Raw genomic sequence first — 16,365 nt, 5'->3', positions numbered from 1 at the left:
CCCATGAGGGAACAACCGGTGCTGCTCTACGACGGCGACTGCGGGTTCTGCACGGCGAGCGTCCGCTTCGCCGAGCGCCGGATCGGGCTGCGGGCCCGTGCCACGCCCTGGCAGCGCGCCGACCTGGCCGCGCTCGGCACCACGCGGGAGCGGGCCGACCGCGAGGTCCTCTGGGTCGAGCGCGGCCGGGTGTACGGCGGCGCGCAGGCGGTCGCCAGGCTCCTGATCGCCGCCGGCCCGCCGTGGAGCCTGCCGGGGCTCCTCCTGCGGATGCCGCCGTTGCGCTGGGCGGCCCAGGGGGTCTACCGGCTCGTCTCGGCCAACCGCCACCGCCTGCCCGGCGGCACCCCGGCCTGCGCCCTCCCGGCGGGCCGGCGATGACGGTCCTGCTCACCGGCTTCGAGCCGTTCGACGGCGCCGCGGTCAACCCCTCGTGGGAGGCCGTCGCGCTGGTGCCCGGGGTGCGGGCCGTACAGCTGCCGTGCGTGTTCGGCCAGGCGCTGGAGCACCTGCGCGCGGCGGTGCTGGAGCACGACCCCACGGTGGTCGTCTGCGTGGGGCAGGCCGGGGGGCGGCCCGACGTCACCGTCGAGCGGGTGGCCGTCAACCTCGACGACGCCCGCATCCCGGACAACGCCGGGCGGCAGCCGATCGACGAGCCGGTGGTGCGCGGCGGCCCCGCCGCCTACTTCGCCACGCTGCCGGTGAAGGCCTGTGTGGCGGCGGCCCGGGCGGCCGGGGTCCCGGCGAGCGTGTCGCAGAGCGCCGGGACGTTCGTGTGCAACCACGTCTTCTACGGCCTCATGCACCTGATCGCCACCGAGCGGCCCAAGGTCCGCGGCGGCTTCGTGCACGTGCCGTACGCCCCGGGGCAGGTGCTCGGCCAGGCCGGGCCGTCCATGCCGGTGGCCGTGGTCGCCGAGGCGCTGACGGCGATCGTGACCGCCGCCGTCTCGGTGGGCGACGATCTCCGCCTGGTCGGCGGGTCGCTGCACTGAGGCGCCCTACAGCGGCACGCCGTAGATCACGCGGCGGCCCGCGAACTCGGTGACGCTCCACAGCGTCCTGCTGTCGCGGACGCAGGTGAGGTCCTCGGGGCCCACCGGATAGGGGCGCTTGGCGAGCGTGTCGCCGACCACGATCAGGGTGCCGTTCTTGGAGGCGCCCGCCGCCTGGCTGAGATACCAGGTGCCCTCGTGGGAGAGCGCGCCCTGGATCTTGGCCGCGGGCAGGCGGTAGGCGTCCAGGGCGGAGGCGACGCCGCCGTCGGCGCGCAGCGAGCCGTCGGACTCCAGCGGCCAGCGGGCCACCCGGCCGGTCGCGCCGGGGGCGTCGACGTACTCGCCGGAGATCAGGGTGTCGGTCGGGGTCGTGCGGTCGATCGCGGCGAAGGAGAACAGGGCTCCTCCGGCCGAGGTCCAGGCGCCGGTCTGCGGCATCACGTAGCGGTAGCCGAAGGCGTTGTGCACCCCGCCCTTCCGGCCGATCGTGGTCTTGTCGTCCCCGTCCACCTCGAAGATGTGCCGGGTGTCGAAGACCCGCATGCCGCGGGTGGTGTCGGCGACGTAGAGCAGGCCGCCGTACCACGCGATGCCGCCGGCGTGGATGTTGATCGGGGCGATGTCGCCGTCGGCGCGGGCCCGCACCAGCAGGACGTGCCGGTAGCGGAGCGTCGCGGTGTCGAGGAAGGACAGGCGCACTCCCCGCTCGGCCCCCGTCTCGGGCTTGTAGTACCAGCTCACCACGTACACGCCCGCGCCGATCCCGGCGTCGGAGGCACAGGTCAGCCCCTGGGGGTACCACTCGCGGACGGCGTTGTCGGACGCCTCGAAGCAGTACCAGTCCACCGGCCGGGGCCTCATCGTCCCGAAGGCCCCGGCGCCGGTGGAGCCCTTCCGGACCGCGACGCGGTTGGCCTTGGCCAGCACGGTGTCGAGGGGCACGCGCTTGAGGTGTTTCTCCAGGGCCCGGACCCCGGCCCCGTAGTCGCCGCCGTCCCGCCTCAACTGGAAGGGCTCCGCCGCTACGGCCGTCATCCCGCTCATGGGGGGGGTTCTCCTTCTCCGGTCACGCCCGGGCGGGCGGATCAAGATGTGGAGTTCATGAGTATGCCGGGATTCGGATCCCTTTTCTGATCATATGGGCCAGGTGTGCACCGGCTCCCCGGTGAGCGACAGCTCCCGGTAGCGGGTCACCATGCGGGCCCGGGCCGCCGGGTCGCCGCCGAGGCCGCCCAGGACCTCGCGCTGCCAGATCGCGCCGGTACGGCGGAGCCTGACCCGCTCCCGGATGATGTCCAGCGTCCAGTCCGCCTCGGCCGGGTCGACGCCCATCCGTTCGAGCCCGGCCCTGGCGACGGGCAGCAGCTCCAGGGCCAGCCGCGCGGCCGGGATCTCCTCTCCCAGCCCCGGCCAGGCCATCGGCGCGTCCAGGCCGTGGATCGCGGCCCGGTAGAAGTTGCGGTAGGCCGCGGCGAAGGGGAACTCCTCCACCGGTCCGGCCGACATGGCCGAGGTGAGCCCCAGCAGGAAGGCGGCGTTGGCCGCCATGTCGGCGGGGGTCGGCCCGGCCGGCAGGGCGCGCATCTCCACCCGCAGGTGGCCGCCGTCCGCCGGGTCGTAGATCGGCCGGTTCCACTGCCAGACCGTGCCCTGGTGCAGCCGGAGCTCGGCCAGCTCCGGCGCCTCCCCCTCCGCCCGCGGGCCCGGCGGGGAGGTCATCGGCAGCACCGGCTCGTAGTCGCGGACACACGTCTCGAACATCTCCTCGGCGCTGCGCACCCATCCGGAGCCGAGGGCCACCCGCCGGTCCCTGCGTTCGGGCCGTTCCACGTCGCGGTCGTCGGCCGACTCCTCGAACAGCGCGATCCTGGTCTCCTCCCACAGCCGCCGGCCCAGGAAGCCCGGCGAGTTGCCGCTGACCGCGAGGACCGGGCCGGTGGCGAGCTGGGCGGCGTTGTAGACGCGGGCGAACTCGGCGGGGGCCGTGCGGAGGTGGACCTGCCAGGAGGTGTTGGCGCTCTCCAGGATCACCCCCTCGACCTCCAGCTCCAGCTCCTCGACCCCTTCGATCCGGACCCGGAACGGTTCGGTGCGCAGCCGCCGCATGCCCCGGGCCAGCGCCCGGTAGCGGCCCTCGTCGCTGAGCGCCTCGTGGGTGAAGTCGAACTCGCTCAGCGAGGGCAGGATGCCGATCGCCAGGGCCCGGCCGCCCTGCGTCGCCGCCGCCGCGTCCACCAGGGCCATCGTCTCGCGCAGCTCCCGGACCAGGGCGCTGAAGGGCCGCCCGGCGATCGGCAGCGGGGTCAGGTTGACCTCCAGGTTGAACCGGCCGAGCTCCGGCACGATCCGGCCGTCGTCGGCGGCGGCGCGCACCTCGTGATTGCGCGGCAGCGGCCGGCCCTCAGGGGTGATGAGGAACATCTCCAGCTCGGCCCCGACAGTCGCGGGCCCGGCACCGAAGCCCGGTCTGGCCAGCAGCTCGCGGAACGCGCCGAGCTGCTCCGCCAGCCGTTCCCCGAAGCGGGCGAAGTCCGCCTCGGAGAATCGGTCCTTGTCGAGTTGCTGACCCATCTCACCATCCGATCCATTGGCCTGCCTGCCCCCTCCCTCTGTCCCCAGCCGAGGGTTCTAATCAGCCCGTGCGTCAAGTGACGGCCCGGACGGCGTATCCGGCGCCCCTTCCCATGACGCTCCTTCCCATGACGCCCCGCGGATGCTGAGATGCTGCGGAGGTCGCCGAGACAGGCGGACCGTGCCGGTCAGAGGAGTGTGCGAGTGCGAGCGGTGGTCTTCGACGCCTTCGGAGCCGATCTGCGGGTCCGGGAGGTGCCCGCCCCCGGGCCGCCGCCCGGCGGGGCGGTGGTCCGGGTGGAGGCGACCGGGCTGTGCCGGAGCGACTGGCACGGCTGGCAGGGCCACGATCCGGACATCCGGGTCCTGCCGCACGTGCCCGGGCACGAGCTGGCCGGGGTCGTGGAGGCCGTGGGGGCGGGGGTCGGCGCCTGGCGGCCCGGCGACCGGGTGACGGTCCCGTTCGTCTGCGCCTGCGGGCGCTGCGCGGCGTGCGCGGCCGGCGACCAGCAGGTCTGCGAGCGCCAGACCCAGCCGGGGTTCACCCACTGGGGCTCCTTCGCCGAATACGTGGCGATCGAGAACGCCGACGTGAACCTGGTGGGGCTGCCGGAGGAGATGGCCTTCACCACCGCCGCGAGCCTGGGCTGCCGCTTCGCCACCGCCTTCCGCGCCGTGGTGACGGTCGGCCGCGTACGGCCCGGCGAGTGGGTGGCGGTGCACGGCTGCGGCGGCGTCGGCCTGTCCGCCGTGATGATCGCCGCCGCCGCGGGCGCCCGGGTGGTCGCCGTGGACGTCTCCCCCCAGGCCCTGGAGCTGGCCCGGCGGTTCGGCGCCACGGCCTGCGTCACCGCGGCCTCGCCCGGCGCCCCCGCCGTCCCGCCGGACGCCCCGGCCGGACGGGCCGGCGGCGCCGCGCCCGCTCCGCCCGCCCGGGACGCCGAGGAGGCCGGCGCCGGGGCCGACGTCGCCGCGCGCGTCCGGGACCTGACCGGCGGCGGGGCCCACGTCTCGGTCGACGCGCTCGGCAGCCCGCGGACGTGCGTGTCGTCGATCGAGAGCCTGCGCCGCCGGGGCCGCCACGTCCAGGTCGGCCTGCTCCCCGGCCTCACCTCGCTCCCGATGAACCGGGTGATCGGCCACGAGCTCGAACTCCTCGGCAGCCACGGCATGGCCGCCCACGCCTACCCGGCGATGCTGGAGATGGTCGCCGGCGGGCTGCTCCGCCCCGACCTGCTGGTCACCCGCACCATCGGCCTCGACGAGGCGGGTCCCGCGCTCGCCGCGCTCGGCTCCGCCCCCGGTGTCACGATGATCGTGCCGTCGAGGTGAGAGCGCGCCCTCCCGGCCTCACCCCCCGGCGGCCGGGGGGACCCGTGGGGGCGCGTGGCCGGCGGACGTCGCGGCGGCGTCCCGCGGGGGCTCCTCCAGGGGGACCCGCAGGGTGTTCAGGACCACGGCGAGCATGTCGTAGTGGGCGACGAGCATGACCAGTTCGATCCGGCCGGGCTCGTCGTAGCGGGCGCACAGGGCCTGCCACGTCCGGTCGGTGAGGTCTCCGGACCGGTGCATCTCCTCGGCCACGTCCAGCACCAGCCGGTCATCGGCTCCCCACTCGTGCCCGTGGCCTCGGACGGCCTCTATCTCGGCCTCGGAGAGCCCCGCCTCCCTGGCCAGCCGTACGTGGTGGGCCCACTCGTAGGCGCTCCCGCGCAGGTGCGCGGTGCGCAGGACGGCCAGCTCCCGGTCGCGGGCGGGCAGCGTGCCGTACAGCAGCGCCGCGCCGAACCCGATCCACGCCTGGAACAGCGCGGGGTGACGGGCCAGTGTGGTGAAGACGTTGTAGGGACCGGTGCCCTCGACCACGCGGGTGAGGAACCCGTCCCACTGCTCGGGGGGCAGGGGCTCGACTCGGGGATTCACAGATCAGAGGTTACTTACTACGATCACGCCTGTGAACGGTCGCTTGGTAGGTAGACGTGTGCTCGTCGTAGGGGCGGGCACCCGGCCGTCCTCCGACCCGGAGGCGCCGGTCGGGAACGGGCGGGCGATCGCGGTCGAGGCCGCCCGGCAGGGCGCCGCGGTGGTCTGCGCGGACGTGGACGAGGACGCGGCCGCCGAGACGGCCGGGTGGATCGGCCGCGAGGGCGGGCGGGCCGAGGTGGTCGCCGTGGACCTCGCCGACGGGGACGCCTGCGAGGCGCTGGCCGGCCGGGCGGGCGCGGTGGACGGCGTCGTGCTCAACGCCGCGATCGGCTCCGGGCTGGCCCTGGCGGGGACCGCCGCCGCCGACTGGGACCGGGTGTTCGCGGTCAACCTGCGCGGCCACTTCCTGGTCTGCAGGGGCGCGCTGCCGCTGCTCGGCCCCGGCTCCTCGATCGTGTTCATCGGCTCGGTGGCCGGGCTGCGGCCGGGCAGCCTGATCCCCGCCTACGACGCCTCCAAGGCAGGGCTGGTGGGCCTGGCCAGGCACGTCGCGCTGGAGGGCGCCGGCCGCGGGGTCCGGGCGAACCTGGTCGCCCCCGGCCTGATCGACACCCCGCTCGGCCGGGACGCGGCCAAGCTCTGGGAGCACCGCGGCCAGGTGATGATCCCGATGGGCCGCCAGGGCACCGCCTGGGAGGTGGCGAAGGTGACGGCCTTCCTGCTGTCGGACGAGGCGAGCTATGTCACCGGCCAGGTCCTCGCCGTGGACGGCGGGCTCACCCTCCTGTAGGCCCGCGGCGTCTTCTGTGTGGACAAACCATGCTTGCGTCCCATAAAAGACGATTAATACGGTGATAACGTCCCTGGGCATGCGTCCAGAAGATCTCGCCCTGCTGCACGTCCCCGGCAGCGTCACCCTTCACGAGGATCTCATCCTCGTCGACGTGGCCCGCCCCGACCTGGAGGCCGACGCCTACCGCGGGGGCCTGTGGCGGCTCCCCCAGGACGGCCCGCCCGTCCAGTTCACCTTCGGCGACCACGACAGCGCCCCCCGGATCTCCCCCGACGGAGCCTGGGTGGCCTTCCTGCGCGCGAGCGGCGGCGGCAGGCCGCAGCTCCACGTGATGCCCACCGGCGGCGGCGAGGCGCGCCCGGTCACCGACCTGCCGCTCGGCGCGGGCGCGCCGGTCTGGGCCCCCGACTCCCGCCGGATCGCCTTCGTCGCCCGGGTCCCCGAGAACGGCCGCTACGGCACCGAGGAGGACGTCAGCGCCGCGGCCGAGGCGCCGCGCCGCATCACCGGGTTCCGCTACCGGCACGACGGCGTCGGCTTCACCCTGGACCGCCGGCCGGCCCTGTTCGTGGTCAACGCCCTGGCCGACATCCCGCAGCCGGTGCAGCTCACCGACGGGCCCTACGACGTCAACTCCCCGAGCTGGACCCTCGACGGCGAGCACGTGCTGGTCTCGGCCGACCGCGACCTGGACGGCGAGTCCCTGCACACCGACCTGTACGCGGTGCCGGCCGCCGGCGGGACGCCGGTCCTGGTGGTGCGCAGCGCCGGATCGGCCGGCCACCCCGTGGCGCTGCCCGGCGGGGAGGTGCTCTACCTCGGCAGCGCCTTCTCCGGCATCCACGCGGTGGCCCGCAACACCGGCCTCTACCGCGCCCCCCTGGTGATCGGCGGCGAGCCGGCGGCCGGGGTGCGGCTGACCGAGGAGGAGTCGGTCGACATCGAGCCGATGACCCCCGTCGCGGTCGAGGACGGCGTCCTGGTCACGGTGCGGGTGCGCGGCGCGGTCGAACTCCGGCTGGTCCCCTCCGGCGTCCAGGACGGCCCGCTGGAGAAGCTCCCCCTCGTCCTGGGCGAGCGGGCGGCCGTCAAGGCGTTCACCTCCTACGGCGGGCAGGTCATCGCGGTGGTGTCCACCCCGGAGAGCCCCGGCGAGGTGGTCACCCCGGACGGGACGCTCACGGACTTCTGCGGGTCGCTGGCCGGGATCCGCCCGCTCCAGGAGATCACCGCCGTCTCCGCCGACGGCTACCCGGTCCACGGCTGGCTGGCCCTGCCGGAGGGCGAGGGGCCGCACCCGGTCCTGCTGAACGTGCACGGCGGCCCGTTCCACCAGCACGGCTGGGGCTTCCTGGACGAGACCCAGGTCTACGCCGCCGCCGGATACGCGGTGGTCCTGCCCAACCCGCGCGGCTCGGCGGGGTACGGCCAGGCCCACGGCCAGTCGGTGATCGGCGCCTTCGGCACCGTGGACGCCGACGACGTGCTGGCCCTGCTGGACGCGGCGCTGGCCCGGCCCGAGTGCGACGGCGAGCGGGTCGGCGTGATGGGCGGCTCCTACGGCGGGTTCATGACGAGCTGGCTGGCCGCCCACCACGGAGCGCGGTTCAGGGCGGCCTGGAGCGAGCGGGCGGTCAACGCCTGGGACTCCTTCACCGGCTCCTCCGACATCGGCTGGTTCTTCGCCGAGGCGTACTGCGGCCCCGACCCCGAGGTCCAGCGCGCGATGAGCCCGCTCCACCACGCCGACCGGATCAACCTGCCGTTCGCGGTGGTCCACTCCGAGGAGGACTGGCGCTGCCCGGTCGAGCAGGCCCAGCGCATGTTCGTCGCGCTGCGCCGCAACGGCGTGCCGGCCGAGTTCCTGCTGTTCCCCGGCGAGGGCCACGAGCTCAGCCGGAGCGGCCGTCCCCGGCACCGCCGCCAGCGTTTCGAGGCCGTCCTCGAATGGTGGGCGCGCCACCTGTCCTGAGCCCGGCGCCGGGCGGCCCGGGCGGGCCGCCCGGCCCGGAGGCGGCCAGGCCGGCACCGCCCGCGCCGTCGGGGCGACCGCCGTCAGGCCAGGCAGGTCAGCGGCCTGCCCCCGTTGAACTCGACCATCTCCAGCAGCGCGGCGCCGAGGTCGATCGGCTCCCCCGGGGGCAGGCCGTCCAGCTCGGCGTAGGCCCGGTGCAGGTTGCCGACGATGCGCTCGGGGTCGAGCAGCCCGGCGTACTCGCCGAGGTCGGCCTCGCGCGCCGCCTGCAGCGGCGACAGGCCGGCCGCCCGGCCGAGCTCGGCGGTGGCCATCACGAACCGCAGGTATCCCTGCACGCGGTCGATGACCTCGGGCCCGCACACCCCGCCGTGGCCGGGCACGATCGTCTCGGCGTTCAGCTCCCTGAGCCGGTCGAGGACCGCGATCGACCCCTGGACCGAGCCCATCATCACGAACGGCGTGCCGCCGTTGAACACCAGGTCGCCGGCGAACAGCAGCGACCGCTCGGGGATCCACACGATCGAGTCGTTGGTCGTGTGCGCCGGGCCGCCGACGTGGCGGACCTCGCAGCGCAGCTCGTCGGAGTGGACGGTCACCCCGTCGGTGTAGGTGAGGAACGGCGGGCAGGCCTCCAGGTCGCCCCAGTCGACCGGGGTCCAGGCCAGGGTGCGGTACTCCGGGATCCCCTCGGCCAGGATCATCTCCCGGGTCCGCTCGTGCCCGACGATCGTCGCCTCGGGGAAGGCGTAGTTGCCGAAGGTGTGGTCACCGTGGTGATGGGTGTTGATCAATGTCGTGACCGGCCGGTCGGTGACCGATCTGATGGCCTCGCGGTAGGCCAGGGTGCGCCGCTCGGTGGAGCAGGAGTCCACGCTGATCACTCCGCGCCGCCCCACCAGGAAGCCGGTGTTGTTGATCCACCAGCTCCCATCGGGCTGGATGTAGGCGTAGACGCCGTCGGCGACCTCCTGGACGCGGGAGGGGGGCAGGGCGTGGTCATGCCGAGATGAGCTCATAGCATGATTGTCGGTTCCCGGACATGAGTCATCACAGTGATCGGCCGATTCCACGACGGAACGGGGCACTCCGACTCCGGCGTGCGCGAAGGCACCCGTGACCCGCCCCCCGGCGTGACGGCCCTGATGATCTCGGACACGGCACCCGCCGAAGGTGTCGCGACGATCCTTCGGCATCCGCTCGACCGGTCACGTTGACGATCTTCATACGTCGGCTTCGAGGAGAGCCTGGACGTGCTCGGGGAAGACGCAGGCGTGCTCGGTGACGGTCCGGGTGAAGGCGGTGGTGAGGGCGTCGGGGCGGGTCCGGGTGTAGGCGGCCAGGGGCCGGCGGATGGCGGGCCGCGGGCGGAGGAGACGACCGTCGAATCCGGCGGGAACGCTGTTGGCGGGGACCAGGGCGGGCCCGAGACCGGCCGCGGCGAGCAGGGGCGCGGCCGCGCTCTGTTCGGTACGGATCGCGGCGCGCGGCTGGAATCCCGCCGCCGCGCACGCCTGGTCGAGAACTTCCGCCAGGCCGTTGCCGGGTGCGTAGTGCACCCAGGCGCAGTCGGCCAGCGCCACCAGGTCGAGATGGGCCTGACCGGTGGCGGCGAGCGGATCGTCGGCGGCGACCACGACGACGAACTCCTCGATGCCGATCTCCCGGATCGGTCCGTCCCAGTGCGCAGGCGGCGGCCCGATGGCCAGGTCGGCCTGCCCGGCGGCCATCGCGGCGGCGAGTTCGTCGGCGTGCCGGTGCTCGAACAGGCGTACCTGGTTGCTCGGATACTGCCGGCGCCAGGCGCGCAGCACGGCGGGCAGGACGCCAAGGGTGATCGAATAGAGCGTCGCGACGTGCAGTTCGGCTGCCTCCAAGCCGCCGGCCTGGCGGGCGGCGGTGCGGGCGCGGTCGGCGTCGGCGAGGGCGGCGCGGGCGTACGGCAACATCGCCCGACCCATCGGAGTCGGCCGGACCGAGCGAGGGAGGCGCTCGAGCAACGTCCCTCCGACGGACTTCTCGAGCGCGCGGATCTGGTGCGACAGCGCGGGCTGGGTGACGTGGAGCAGCTCAGCCGCATGGGTGAAGGAGCCGGCGTCGACCACCGTGATCAGGTACTCGAGCTGCCGCAGCGTTGCCATGAACAAATGTTATCGCAGTAATGAAAAGTAAGCCTTGGACTTATCGACGCGGGTCGAGCAGAGTCGATGTGTCGCCGTTCGAGCGACATATCCCTTTGAAGAACCAAGGAGAACCATCATGGCTGTCACAGATGTTCTTGCCGGGCAGCGGCTGGTGATCGTCGGGGCAGGCTCCCATACCGGCCGCGCCCTCGCCCGGGCGGCTTCAGCCGCGGGTGCCGACCTGGTGCTGGCCGGGCCGGACCCGCGCAAGCTCGAATGGACCGCCGGTGAGCTGGCGGGCCCGGCACAGGTGACGCCGGTCGATCTGACGGACGAGGGCTCCATCGCGAATCTGGCCGCCGAGGTCGGCAATTTCCAGCATCTGGTGTCCACCGCGGCGATGCACGCCAACGGGCCGGTGACGGAGCTCGATCTCCAGGACATCCAGCGGGCGTTCTCCGCGAAGGTGATCGGCCCGCTGCTGCTGGCCAAGCATCTGGCCCCGCGGGTACGCGAGGAGGGCTCGTTCACCTTCTTCTCGGGGGTGGCCGCCTGGCGGCCCGCTCCGGAGCGGACGGTGATGGCCACCACCAACGGGGCGCTGTCGTTCCTGGTGCAGGCGCTGGCCGTGGAGCTGGCGCCGGTGCGGGTGAACGCGATCTCCCCCGGCATCGTCGACACCGGATCCTGGGACCGCATGGGGTCGGAGAAGGCGGCGTTCCTGCGCGGCGTGGCCGAGCGCAACCCCGCCCGCCAGGTCGGAACCGTCGACGACCTGGTGCAGGCGGTCATCTACACGCTGACCAGCCCGTACGTCACCGGCACCGTTCTGCACGTCGACGGCGGCGGCCGTCTCGTCTGACCCACGCGAGGAGAGCACCCACCATGGATCTACAGCTCGACGATGCCGTCGTCATCGTGACAGGAGCCTCCGCGGGCATCGGCAGGGCGGCTGTGGCCCTGCTGGCAGCCGAAGGGGCCACGGTCGTCGGCGTCGCGCGTGACCCGCGAGGGCTGGAGCGGCTCGCGCCCACGGTCGTGGGGATCGCGGCCGACCTCACCGAACCGGAGTCCGCGCGGCGGATCGCCGATGCCGTGCTGGAACGGTACGGCCGCATCGACGGACTGATCAACAACCTCGGCGGTCTTGACGCCCGTACCGGGTTCCTGCAGGTGACCGACGAACAGTGGAAGGCCACCTTCGACCTCAACCTGCACACCGCGGTCCGGATGACCAAGGCCGTCCTGCCCGCCCTGCTGCGCCAGGGCGGCAGTCTGGTGCACGTGACCAGCGAGGCGGCCCGGCTGCCGGACGTGCCGCTGGTGGACTACGCGGCGGCCAAAGCCGCGCTGCTGTCGGTGTCGAAGACCCTGGCCGTCGAGTACGGCCGGGACGGGGTCCGCTCCAACGTCGTCTCCCCGGGGCCGACCCGCACCCGGCTGTGGGACGCTCCGGGCGGATTCGCCGACCAGCTCGCCGAGCAGTTCGGCCTGGACCGCGAGCAGGCGATCGAGCATTTCGTCGGCCAGGTACGGCGGCTGCCCACCGCGCGGCTCGGCACCCCCGAGGATGTCGCCCGCGTCATCGTCTTCCTGCTGTCACCGCTGATGGCGCAGGTCACCGGCGCCGAGTGGGCCGTCGACGGCGGAGCCCTCCGCCAGATCTGACCCCTACCCGTCAGCACCGGATCAGCCGATCCCGAACTCAGACCTCATCTCACTCATCTCGAAGGTGTGTTCACCATGTCCGTTCTCAAGCGTGTCATCGCAGTCGCCGCGACCACGGCCTGCCTCTCCATCGGAGTCGCCGCGGCAGCTCAGGCCGGCGTCTCCGTCTCTCCGCGGCCCCAATCCGCACATTCCGACCAGCGGTGGGCATGGAGCCTGGTCGACCGGTCCCACGGGCTCGTGCGCCCCGAGCACATCACCGTGGATCGCTCCATCGGCACCCGCCGGGCCCGTACCGCCGTGCACCTGGCCCAGCAGCTCTACACCTTCTGGAACACCGGCCAGGCCAAGTATCTGCACGCCGCCGTCAGCCCGAACTTCCGGGACAACACCCTGCCCGAGGGCCGCCCGCAGGGCCCGGCCGGACCGGCGTCCGCCTCCAAGAACTTCCGCGCCGCCGTACCCGACCTGACCTGCGAGCTGTCGGACCTGCTGGTGACCGGCGACAAGATCACCGCACGGCTGGTCTTCCGCGGTCACTTCACCGGCACCTTCGACGGCAAGGAGGGACAGGGCCAGAAGGTGGAGTTCAACGCCATCGACATCCAGCACGTCAGCGGCGATCGCATCGTCGAGGACTGGCACATCGAGGACAACCAGACCCTGATGGCCCAGCTGGACGCGCCCGCGGCACGCTGATGACCCTCGGTCCGGGCTTGTGTGAGGGGGTGCCGTCAGCGCCGGTAGAGGCGGAAGTAGTCGAACTCTGCCGTGGCTCCGGCACCCCCCAGGGAGATGAGCCCGACACGCAGGTCCGTCTCCGCGGGCATCGTCCACACGCCGCCGAAGATCCACGACTTCCCGTCGCGGCTGGTGGCCGCGCGCAGCTCGTGCTCGCCGTTGCGCGGGTCGACGCGGTGGACGAGGCGCAGCCACGTCGTATCGGCGGGCGGCCCGACGATCGTGCCGCCGTAGGCGATCCGACCGGCATAGGGCATCTCCTTGCCGAACTCGGTCTGGCGGGTGTTCCAGATGGCGGCATGCACGAGCTTGGCGTAGAGGTCGTCGCCGCCGTAGGCGATCAGACCGGCCTGCTGGTAGTTGCGGACCGTGTCCGTGCCCAGGTCGATGCGGAGCTTCGTTTCGGCGGTCCAGTTGCCTTCGGGCACCTCGCGTAGGAGCACCGAGGCGGAGTTGTCCTCCCGGTTGAGCTCGGCGGCCTGCGTCGGCCAGCGGAGCGCGCCGCCGCCGAGGCGTCCTTGCGGAGCGCGGACCCAGGTCCATCCCTGTCGCAGGTCCCCGCCGTCGAACTCGTCGCTCCGGGCACGGTCCAGCGGCCCCGGGCGCGGGTCGCGCACGGGCCTGTGCCTCGTGGCCACGCCCGGCGCCCGCTGCGGCTCCTCCGACGCCCACGCCCCGCCCCGGACGGTCGGCCACCCGCCGATCCAATCCAGCCGGTCGATCAGCATCGGCCGCTCGTTGATGCCGAACGGCTCGTCGAGATAGGGATCGTCTCGGTCGATGGCATGGTAGGCCAGCCAGTCCTGCCCGGTCGGGTCGGTCACCACGGCGTTGTGTCCGGTACCCACCCAGCGGTTGCCGTTCGGCGCGATGACGATCGTGCCGCCGGCCCGTGAGGTGTTGAGCGGCATGCCCTCGCGGTCGAGATAGGGCCCTGTGATGGCGCGGGAACGGCCGGCGTAGACGCTGTAGCCGGTGGTCGGGCCCGCGCAACAGTCAGCGGAGGAAGCGAACAGGTACCAGTAGCCGCCGCGGCGCAGGAGGTAGCCGCCCTCGAAGCGGTTGTCGATGGCGATCATGGTGGGGTCGCCCACCGCCCGGCCACCCGTGGCGTCGAGCCGTGTGATGTGGATCCCGCCGTAGTAGGAGCCGTAGACAAGGTATTCGGTCCCGTCGGTGTCGACGGCATGACTGGGATCGAAGGTCCATTTGAAGTCGTCGGGGCCCCCGCCCCTGCGCGGGCCGACGACGGGTGCCCCCGAGTCGGTCCAGGGGCCCGCAGGAGTGGGGGCGGTGGCCATCCCGATCGCGTTGTCGTTGCGCTCCGGAGTGACGGTGGTCTGGGTGACGACGTAGTACAGCCGGTAGCGGCCGTTCACGCGGCGGATGTCGGGCGCCCACAGACTCGCGCCCGCCGCCGTGTCGGCCCACGTGGGCAGGGTCCGGGCGGTGAAGGCGTCGCCGACGTGGCTCCAGGAGACCAGATCACGTGACCGGGAGATCGGCAGGTGGTGAGCACTCCTCTCCCCCTCGCGCAGGGGATCGCTGGTACCGAAGGCGTACCACCAGCCGTCCTCGCCCCGGATGATCGCGGGGTCGGCGAAGGTGTCGGCGAAACCGCCGCTGACCTGATTGGTGTAGGTCCCGCCCCCACTGCCACGTTCCGCCGGGGCGGCTCCCGGGACGCCGCCCGAGGCGCTCTGCCGTAGAGCGGCCGAGGCGGCCTCCCGCGGGGAGGACGCGGCCGGGGCTGCCGCGATGAGGCAGGCCAACCCCGCGCACAGCGCTGTCATGCGTTGGACGATTCCGGCGCGCATTCGGATCCCTCTCGCTAGGGTTCGCCTCTCGCCGACGCTCACCTCGGCATCCAGCCTGGGCGATCTCCATTACCAGCCGTTTGTACAACGTTGCATTCAACGTTGTAAACAGCCGTCGACGTATTCGGTGATGATCGAAGGGGGCCCGGCCGGGATTTGCAGGGCCGCCGTTTGCGGATACGGGTTCCGTCCGTCGACTGCCCCAACCTCAGGCGACACACCCTGATCTCCCCCTGGAAGGGGATCGGGCCGGCACGGCGGCCGGATGGCATGCGGGTGTACGGAAGGAGGCGACTACGGGGTGCACGACCCCTTGCCGTCGGCGACTCGCAGGCTCAGCGTCGTACCGTAGTGCTGGCGCATGCTCTGGCCGGCGGGCGGGTCCTGGGTGCAGACGGTGCGTTCGAGGTGCGAACCGTCGTCGTATCCCTCGGTCACGATGGACTGGCTGCTGACGAGCGGGAAGCCGAGCTGCAGGGCGGCCTGTTTCGCCTCATTGCCGGTCTTGCCGACGAAGTTCGGCACGACGGGCCAGGTGGTGACGCGGCCGTCGGGCGGGCAGGGCATCTGCGGGGGCAGGAAACCGAACTCCACTTTCTTCGCCTGAGCGTCCTCGACCTGCGTGCAGACGATCCAGGTACCGGAGTAGGACTCACCGTCGAACAGATGACCGTCCGGCAGGGCCCTGTAAGCGGTGGTGTAGGTGGGCCAGGAGCGCCCCAGCTCGCCACTGACGGCGTCGAGCGTCTTTCCTTTGAAGGAGGGCAATGCAGGTGACGGACGTTGCGATCGTGCGTCGCTTCCCCCACTCGCCCGGGTGGAGGAGTTGTCCTCGCCCCCGCCCGAGCAGGCTGCCAGGCTGAGCACGGGCACTGTCAATAGAGCGAGAACAAAAGGCCTGACCTCCACCATGTGCTGCTCCCGAGTGTGGTCGGACATACGCGACGATCATGGCCGTCTCCGCGCCGCAAGGCAACCGCGCTGGTGATTGTCCGGGGCGGGAAGGACACCGGCATGTCGGAGCAGGAAGACCCAGCGCACGGGTCGGCGTCACAGGGCGCAAGCAACTCTCTGTGACGACTGTTGAACGATGCGGCCAGGCCCTGTCCGCGTCCGGCCGTCGGCAGACTCCGCGACACCCTGGGCGGCGACCCCGACGCGGTCAACGGCAACACCGTCGAGCTCCACACCCACGTCGTCCACGGCGACCTCCTGCTCCACCCTGTCACCAGCGGCCTCTGGCTTGCGAAACGCCACAGACGACGGCTGGTGGGACCAGCCTTGCCGACAGTCCAAGACGCCGCCGCCCCGGCCCCCGCCTGCCGGCTGTCCTCCGCCTGACCCACCCGTGCCCGACATCACCCCGGCCCGCCGGGACACCTCAGTCGTCGGCCAGTGCGGCGGTGGCGTCGCGGCCGGCGCCGGTGGCGCGGCGCAGGAAGCCGGCCAGCAGGTCCAGCTCGGCTTCCGTGTATTCCGCGCAGATCTCGTCCATCGCGTGGTTCATGCCGGAGTAGAACCGGAACAGCTCCGCGTTACGCTCGGGCAGCGCCCTGATCAGCACGGCGCGGCGATCGGCGGTGTCGCGCTCGCGGGCCACCCACCCCGCCCTCTCCAGCCGGTCCAGGATGCCGGTCAGTGTGGCGGGATGCAGCCCGGCCTGCCGCGCCAAGGCCCTCGGACTGATCGGCCCGCACCTCCCGATGAGGTCGAGGCAGTCAAGATCCACGTCCTTCAGCTCGGCCCGGAG

At 72.7% G+C, this 16,365-nt stretch carries 17 protein-coding genes; 9 read left to right on the top strand and 8 right to left on the bottom strand.

Features of this window, described 5'->3' with window-relative positions; all coding sequences use genetic code 11:
- Positions 1 to 3: 3 nt before the first annotated feature.
- On the top strand, positions 4 to 381 hold the full coding sequence (locus J2S55_RS31665) for a thiol-disulfide oxidoreductase DCC family protein (RefSeq protein ID WP_306868421.1): 378 nt from the start codon (positions 4 to 6) through the stop codon (positions 379 to 381).
- A complete protein-coding gene (gene pcp, locus J2S55_RS31660; RefSeq protein ID WP_306868419.1) occupies positions 378 to 998 on the top strand; it encodes a pyroglutamyl-peptidase I in 621 nt (206 codons plus the stop codon). Before J2S55_RS31665 ends, pcp begins: the two co-directional genes overlap by 4 nt.
- A 6-nt stretch (positions 999 to 1,004) precedes the next feature.
- On the opposite strand, the gene J2S55_RS31655 is transcribed toward pcp, so the two are convergent.
- Positions 1,005 to 2,045, bottom strand: a complete 1,041-nt coding sequence (locus J2S55_RS31655) for a hypothetical protein (RefSeq protein ID WP_306868417.1) — start codon at positions 2,043 to 2,045, stop codon at positions 1,005 to 1,007.
- 90 nt (positions 2,046 to 2,135) lie between these two features.
- Positions 2,136 to 3,572, bottom strand: a complete 1,437-nt coding sequence (locus J2S55_RS31650) for a glutamate-cysteine ligase family protein (RefSeq protein WP_306868415.1) — start codon at positions 3,570 to 3,572, stop codon at positions 2,136 to 2,138.
- Between the two features lie 204 nt (positions 3,573 to 3,776).
- On the opposite strand from J2S55_RS31650, the gene J2S55_RS31645 reads away from it, so the two are divergent.
- Positions 3,777 to 4,904, top strand: a complete 1,128-nt coding sequence (locus J2S55_RS31645; RefSeq protein WP_306868413.1) for a zinc-binding dehydrogenase — start codon at positions 3,777 to 3,779, stop codon at positions 4,902 to 4,904.
- A gap of 18 nt (positions 4,905 to 4,922) precedes the next feature.
- Here the strand turns inward: J2S55_RS31645 and J2S55_RS31640 are convergent, their stop codons facing one another.
- A complete protein-coding gene (locus J2S55_RS31640) occupies positions 4,923 to 5,495 on the bottom strand; it encodes a carboxymuconolactone decarboxylase family protein (RefSeq protein ID WP_306868411.1) in 573 nt (190 codons plus the stop codon).
- A gap of 58 nt (positions 5,496 to 5,553) precedes the next feature.
- Between J2S55_RS31640 and J2S55_RS31635 the strand changes: the two genes are divergently transcribed.
- Positions 5,554 to 6,288 (top strand): SDR family NAD(P)-dependent oxidoreductase, encoded by a 735-nt coding sequence (locus J2S55_RS31635; protein ID WP_306868410.1) that lies wholly within the window; start codon positions 5,554 to 5,556, stop codon positions 6,286 to 6,288.
- 79 nt (positions 6,289 to 6,367) lie between these two features.
- Positions 6,368 to 8,263, top strand: coding sequence for a S9 family peptidase (locus J2S55_RS31630; RefSeq protein WP_306868408.1), 1,896 nt, complete (start codon positions 6,368 to 6,370; stop codon positions 8,261 to 8,263).
- 83 nt (positions 8,264 to 8,346) lie between these two features.
- Here J2S55_RS31630 and J2S55_RS31625 read toward each other — a convergent pair whose 3' ends face one another.
- Positions 8,347 to 9,285, bottom strand: coding sequence for an MBL fold metallo-hydrolase (locus tag J2S55_RS31625; protein ID WP_306868406.1), 939 nt, complete (start codon positions 9,283 to 9,285; stop codon positions 8,347 to 8,349).
- A gap of 204 nt (positions 9,286 to 9,489) precedes the next feature.
- On the bottom strand, positions 9,490 to 10,407 hold the full coding sequence (locus J2S55_RS31620; protein WP_306868404.1) for a LysR family transcriptional regulator: 918 nt from the start codon (positions 10,405 to 10,407) through the stop codon (positions 9,490 to 9,492).
- A gap of 118 nt (positions 10,408 to 10,525) precedes the next feature.
- On the opposite strand from J2S55_RS31620, the gene J2S55_RS31615 reads away from it, so the two are divergent.
- From J2S55_RS31615 to J2S55_RS31605, 3 genes are all read left to right on the top strand, one after another.
- Positions 10,526 to 11,251, top strand: coding sequence for an SDR family oxidoreductase (locus J2S55_RS31615; protein ID WP_306868402.1), 726 nt, complete (start codon positions 10,526 to 10,528; stop codon positions 11,249 to 11,251).
- A 23-nt stretch (positions 11,252 to 11,274) separates the two neighbouring features.
- Positions 11,275 to 12,057, top strand: a complete 783-nt coding sequence (locus J2S55_RS31610) for an SDR family NAD(P)-dependent oxidoreductase (protein ID WP_306868400.1) — start codon at positions 11,275 to 11,277, stop codon at positions 12,055 to 12,057.
- A gap of 75 nt (positions 12,058 to 12,132) precedes the next feature.
- Positions 12,133 to 12,756, top strand: a complete 624-nt coding sequence (locus tag J2S55_RS31605) for an ester cyclase (RefSeq protein WP_306868398.1) — start codon at positions 12,133 to 12,135, stop codon at positions 12,754 to 12,756.
- 35 nt (positions 12,757 to 12,791) lie between these two features.
- Here J2S55_RS31605 and J2S55_RS31600 read toward each other — a convergent pair whose 3' ends face one another.
- Positions 12,792 to 14,591 (bottom strand): glycoside hydrolase family 43 protein, encoded by a 1,800-nt coding sequence (locus J2S55_RS31600; RefSeq protein WP_306868396.1) that lies wholly within the window; start codon positions 14,589 to 14,591, stop codon positions 12,792 to 12,794.
- 318 nt (positions 14,592 to 14,909) lie between these two features.
- Positions 14,910 to 15,383: a PASTA domain-containing protein gene (locus tag J2S55_RS31595; protein WP_306868394.1), complete on the bottom strand. Its 474-nt coding sequence runs from the start codon at positions 15,381 to 15,383 to the stop codon at positions 14,910 to 14,912.
- A 315-nt stretch (positions 15,384 to 15,698) separates the two neighbouring features.
- Here J2S55_RS31595 and J2S55_RS31590 point away from each other — a divergent pair, with 315 nt between their 5' ends.
- Positions 15,699 to 15,956, top strand: coding sequence for a hypothetical protein (locus J2S55_RS31590; RefSeq protein WP_306868392.1), 258 nt, complete (start codon positions 15,699 to 15,701; stop codon positions 15,954 to 15,956).
- Between the two features lie 40 nt (positions 15,957 to 15,996).
- Here J2S55_RS31590 and J2S55_RS31585 read toward each other — a convergent pair whose 3' ends face one another.
- Positions 15,997 to 16,344: a MarR family transcriptional regulator gene (locus J2S55_RS31585; RefSeq protein WP_306868391.1), complete on the bottom strand. Its 348-nt coding sequence runs from the start codon at positions 16,342 to 16,344 to the stop codon at positions 15,997 to 15,999.
- Positions 16,345 to 16,365 lie beyond the last annotated feature (21 nt).

Origin of the sequence: Streptosporangium brasiliense, assembly GCF_030811595.1 — a bacterium.
Taxonomy (GTDB): Bacteria; Actinomycetota; Actinomycetes; order Streptosporangiales; family Streptosporangiaceae; genus Streptosporangium; species Streptosporangium brasiliense.
The sequence above is the reverse complement of the archived record's forward strand: the minus strand, read 5'-3'. Positions and strand labels throughout refer to the sequence as shown.